The 5,709-nt window shown below is 40.1% G+C and carries 3 protein-coding genes and 1 pseudogene; 2 read left to right on the forward strand and 2 right to left on the reverse strand.

What is annotated here, in order from left to right; genetic code table 11:
• Positions 1 to 600 (forward strand): annotated as a pseudogene (locus HMPREF2979_RS07525) (glucosyl transferase); the annotation flags it as partial.
• A gap of 259 nt (positions 601 to 859) precedes the next feature.
• On the opposite strand, the gene pdxT reads toward HMPREF2979_RS07525, so the two are convergent.
• A complete protein-coding gene (pdxT, locus tag HMPREF2979_RS07530) occupies positions 860 to 1,453 on the reverse strand; it encodes a pyridoxal 5'-phosphate synthase glutaminase subunit PdxT (RefSeq protein ID WP_070655959.1) in 594 nt (197 codons plus the stop codon).
• The gene (pdxS, locus tag HMPREF2979_RS07535; protein WP_070655961.1) at positions 1,454 to 2,326 is read right to left on the reverse strand and encodes a pyridoxal 5'-phosphate synthase lyase subunit PdxS; all 873 of its coding nucleotides are present in this window, start codon (positions 2,324 to 2,326) and stop codon (positions 1,454 to 1,456) included.
• Positions 2,327 to 2,656: 330 nt separating this feature from the next.
• On the opposite strand from pdxS, the gene HMPREF2979_RS07540 reads away from it, so the two are divergent.
• A partial coding sequence (locus HMPREF2979_RS07540) for a KxYKxGKxW signal peptide domain-containing protein (RefSeq protein ID WP_083312376.1) occupies positions 2,657 to 5,709 on the forward strand: 3,053 nt, incomplete at its 3' end.

The raw sequence follows: 5,709 nt of genomic DNA on the forward strand, positions 1-5,709 counted from the left end.
TATATTGGTCGTGATGATATCAACAATCAAAATGTCTATACTACTGCCTGGTATTATCTCGATGCTGATGGTAAGCCATTAACAGGACCTCAAACCTTTGGAAATAGTCGCTTGTACTTCCTTCCTAATGGGGCACAAGTCAAGGGACGCTTCGCCCCTGATGGACACTATTATGATAAAGACTCTGGTGCTCTCGTCACTAATAGCTTTGTTCATGTCTACAACTGGAATTACCGAAATCTCGATGGTGATCGCATCTTCCACTTCACTATTACCATTCCTGGAAATGATATCGTAGGTCAGGATGGACAGTACCCAAGAGAAAGTAAAGATTTAGATCGTGAAGATTTCTACTACTATGTTGATGCTAAAGGGGATAAACTGACAGGACCTCAAACCTTAAACGGCATCCATGTTTACTTCGACCAAAACGGTAGACAACTTAGAGGTGAATTCAAATTTGACGATAACGGAACTGTCCACTATTACGATGCTAAGAATGGGGCACGCGCTGAAAATACCATTGTTAGAACAAACACTGGTGCCTTCAAATTCGATGCTGACGGTAATGGACATTTGATGGGCCCTGGTGAAGTTTAGGAATATAATTCAAATAACATCCATTGATATCGCATAATTACTTTGATTTAGTAATCGTTAAAAAGGAAGTCGACCAAGTGTCAACTTCCTTTTTTATCTCACAAATAAACTTTTTCTTCTACTTTAAGAAAACTTTAGGCTTTGCTTTATATACTATAACCATCCTAAAACTTTTCTTTTTCATAATCTCCTAAATCCAGGGCTCGGGTCCTGGATTTTTTTGTGCGGTCAAGAAATAAACGATGTCATAGGTTTTGAGCTATTGCTTTTCTTCTTTTGCCTGATTAATCATATCTAGGAAATAAGCATGTACCCTTTCGTCACCCGTTAATTCTGGATGAAAAGAGGTCACCAAGATCTGCTTCTCTCTAGCTGCCACAATTGCCCCATTGACTTGAGCTAGAATCTCCACTTCTGGTCCAACAGCTTCAATAATCGGCCCACGAATAAAGACCATTGGGATTTCCCCTATTCCTTTAAATTCAGCATCTGTGACAAAACTGCCCAATTGGCGACCATAGGCATTTCTGGCTACATTGATGTCCATGCTTGCCAAATGTTTTGTTTGGTCCCCCACTATGGTTTTGGCTAACAAAATCAGACCTGCACAGGTTCCAAATACAGGTAGTCCAGCATCAATTTTCGCCTTTATCGGCTCAAACAAGTCTAAATCATGCAAGAGTTTCCCCATAACTGTCGACTCTCCCCCTGGTAGAATGAGCCCGTCCAAATCAGCGTGAGCTTCCCAATCCTGTCGATTTCTGATTTGAACCGTTTCAACCCCAAGTGCTTTCAAGACATGCTCATGTTCTGCAAAAGCACCTTGCAAAGCCAGTATTCCAATTTTTGTCATCTATTTTCCTCGCTCTGCCATTAAGATGTCAATTTCATCCTTGTTGATACCAACCATGGCTTCCCCCAAATCTTCTGACACTTGCGCCAAAATGTCCGGACGATTATAGTTAGTCACTGCTTTGACGATGGCTTCCGCACGTTTTTTCGGATCTCCTGATTTGAAAATACCTGAACCAACAAAGACACCTTCAGCACCCAACTGCAGCATAAGAGCAGCATCTGCTGGCGTCGCTACACCACCTGCCGCAAAATTGACAACCGGCAACTTGCCATGTTCGTGGACATAACGGACCAAATCAATTGGCACCTGCAAGTCTTTAGCAGTAATATAAAGCTCATCTTCTCTAAGATTTTGAATACGGCGAATTTCTTGATTCATGAGTCGCAAGTGGTGAACAGCCTGAACAATATCACCAGTCCCAGGTTCGCCCTTAGTACGAATCATTGAGGCCCCTTCAGAGATACGGCGAAGAGCCTCACCAAGGTCCTTGGCTCCACAGACGAAAGGCACATCAAATTTGGTTTTGTCCACATGAATAAGGTCATCGGCCGGTGTCAAAACCTCACTCTCGTCGATATAATCAATCTCAATCGCCTGCAAAATCTGTGCTTCAACGAAATGACCAATACGCACCTTAGCCATCACTGGAATACTAACAGCGTCCTGAATTTCCTTAATCATCTTAGGATCACTCATACGTGACACACCACCCACTGCACGGATATCGGCCGGAATGCGTTCCAAGGCCATGACTGCAGCCGCTCCTGCCGCCTCAGCGATACGTGCTTGCTCAGGATTTTGAACGTCCATGATGACGCCCCCCTTAAGCATCTGTGCCAAATTTTTATTTAAGTCGTAACGATTTGTCATTGCAATCACCTCTCATGTTTTTATGCCCTCTATTTTACACAGGATGATTTTTGAATAAAAGAGTCTTTTTCTCAAACTGTATGGGGACAATTACCCTTTCAATGATATCTATAGACGAAAAAATAAATAAATTAGGAAAACCCTTTTATAGGCTATAACTATCACAACTATAAGCATCTTTTTATAAGAGTATGGCATTTTTGTATCCGTTTTCTATTGAAGTTATTAGAAAATAAGATTAAAATATAATCGTAAATTAATTTTTGGTATTCCTGTTGTTTTAAATGTCACAGCATGAATTTACCAAGTCACCATATAAGGGGGAAAATTATGGAAAACAAAGTTCGTTTCAAACTTCATAAAGTTAAGAAACATTGGATCACAATCGCTGCCTCAAGTTTGGCTATCGGAGCTTCACTAATTGGACTAGGACAGGTCGGAGCTGATGAAGTCAAACCAGAAACGACTGCTGTTAACAGTCCTGAAAATGTCGTCTCTGACAGCAATCTTGAGACAAGTGCTAGCCTTATAACAAGAACCGAAGTAGCTCCAACGAGTACAGTTGTCGAGAATACTTCTAGTGCAGCAGTATCTACTGACACTACACCTACTAATGTCGCTACTCAGCCAACAGAAACAACTGCTACACAGCCTACTATCGAGACTGATAAAAAGGTTGAAACCGCTCAATCTAGTGAAACAACTATTGCTGATAGAAGTGCTGAACCTGTCAACGACAAGCAAAATACAAATGAAAATAAGTCAGAGATTACTGAGGTCAGTGAGCATCCATTATCAGGACAAGAAATCTCTATCACTCAAGGAAAATTCACATCCGACGATCAAGGCAATTGGTACTACACCAAGGACGGAAAAAATCTCACTGGATGGAATAATGTAGAAGATCGCGAATACTATTTCCAAGAAGATGGAAAACAGGTCAAAGGCCAATTTGTTGAGGTAAATGGAAAGAACTATTATTTAGATGACCATACTGGTATGCTCCTAGTCAATTACTACCTCGATAAAGACGGTAAACATTATCAAATTGATGAGAATGGGGTTGTGACAGAGAGAACTAAACTGCCTACAAACATTACTGGTGGACATTTTGAAGCCAATGATAAGGGGGAATGGTCTTATATCACTTCACAAGGTGAAAAATTGACTGGTTTCCAATATGTGGACGGTGTTGAACTCTATTTTGACAAAGATGGGAAACAACTCAAAGGTCAAGAAATCACAGTTGATGGTAAAACATATTACTTAGATCAAAACACCGGTGCCCTTCTCAAAAATTCTTACCGTAATTGGTCTGAAAAACAGATTATCTCACGGTATAAAACAAACTACATTTACCATACTAGTTACTTCAACCGAGATGGCATACGTGCCACAGGTCTCGTTAAAACAGCAGCTGGTTTCATTCACTATTTTGATGAAAATGGCGAACTGCTTAAGAATGTAGCGGTTAATGTAGGAGACACAACCTATGTCTTTGGTGAGAGAGGACGACTAGCTCGAAAATCCTTTATTTGGGATAAAGTAGATTTCACCTTCCCTGAAAATGTTAATTTTTATTATGGTGATGAAAAGGGCCACGCTGTTAAAGGACTTCAAACCATTGATGGTTACCAACTTTACTTCGATAAAAACGGTCGTCAAGCAAAAGGTGAAATTGTTCAAATTGATGGTAAAACCTATTACTTTGATAAAAACAATGGGCGTATGGTTAAAAATCAATGGGCCTCAGTCAATTTTGGTGGAATTAGTCCTGCATCAAAGGACTACCGTTCATACTATCTCGGAAATGATGGCGCTGCTGTGACTGGATGGCAAGATATTGATGGAGAACGCTTGTACTTCACTGATACCGGTATCTATGCTACAAATGGCATCTATTCAATCGATGGTAAGAACTATCTATTTGAAAAAGGAAAACTAGTCAAGGATGCTTACGGCGTTGTTGATAAGCCAGGGGCTAGAGTGAGATTTAAATATACCTACCGAACTAATGCAGATGGAGAAGTCCTAACTGGTAAACAAATTATCGATGGAACAGAGTATGTCTTTGCTTCAGATGGTCATGTTGTCGATGGTGTCATAGGTTATGACGGCAAACTTTATCTAGTCAAAGATAGTAAAATAGAAAAAAACTACTTTGGAGCCTTCTTTTCTAAAAACGAAATTTTGGGTGGAATTAATTTCACTGGAATCTATGGAACTGATGAAAATGGTGTCCTCCTAGAGGGTGTCCAACGAGGCTTAGATGGTCAACTGCACTACTTCCAACCTGAGGTAAAAAGTGTTGATAAACCTACATGGAAAGAAATCGATGGCAAGCGCTATCGTCTAACAAAATGGTATCTTCCTGAACACCACGCTGGTATGTACACAACTATTATCCTCACTAACGATACTTTGAAAGTCGATGACAAGACCTATACGATTGATAATGAGGGAGTTGCTACTGAGTTTACGGCCAAAAACCAATTTGTTCGCGATGATTTCTGGAATTGGTACTATTACGATGCTGTTGGCAAACTCCTAACTGGTCGTCAAACCATTGATGGTGTTCAACTCTACTTTGATGCTAACGGTAAACAAGCTAAAGGTACTTTGGTTGACATTGATGGTGACACTTACTACTTTGACAAGGATAGTGGGGCTATGTGGACCAATCGTAGTCTAACTCTCAATGGAATGACCTACGAAATTGATGACCAAGGTCGTGTGACATCGTCACTTCGAAATACCTTTGTTCAAGATAAAGATGGTGACTGGACCTACCTCAAAGATAAAGGGCAAGTAGCTACTGGATGGCAGACTATTGATGGTATTCAACTCTACTTTGATGGAACTGGGAAACAAATCAAAGGTGAGCGTATCCTTATAGATGGAAAATACTACTATTTCGATAAGAACAGTGGCGAACTCCTTCGTAATGCATTCCATTCCTTTAGTTCCTCATATAAGCTCTACTTTGGAAATGATGGTGCGCAAGTTTTCGGATGGTACACACTAGATGGTCATCGTGTTTACTTTAAAGAAGACGGTCTACAAGCTAAAGATAAGGTACTTTCAATTGATGACAATTATTATTACTTCAATCAAGATGGCCAACTTCTTGTTAATGGTTCCGCTAAATCATATAATAGTTTATATCTTGCAGATTCAGAAGGGAAATTATTATCCGGGTGGAGAGAAATTGACGGTAAGACCTATTACCTAGATCCAAGCAACCAATATCGCTATATCAAAAAAACAGAAACCATAGATGGAAAGACCTATCTTTTCGGTTCTTACGCAGAATTATTACGTAATGAAACTAATTCCGGTTACGTTTCAGACGAAAATGGAATCGTTCGAACAGGATTCTACCG

Source organism: Streptococcus sp. HMSC078H12 (assembly GCF_001814615.1).
Lineage (GTDB): Bacteria > Bacillota > Bacilli > Lactobacillales > Streptococcaceae > Streptococcus > Streptococcus salivarius_F.

Coding starts and splice junctions, on each gene's coding strand:
- pdxS (WP_070655961.1), bottom strand. CDS start 2,326: ATGACAAATCGTTACGACTTAAATAAAAATTTGGCACAGATGCTTAAG.
- pdxT (WP_070655959.1), bottom strand. CDS start 1,453: ATGACAAAAATTGGAATACTGGCTTTGCAAGGTGCTTTTGCAGAACAT.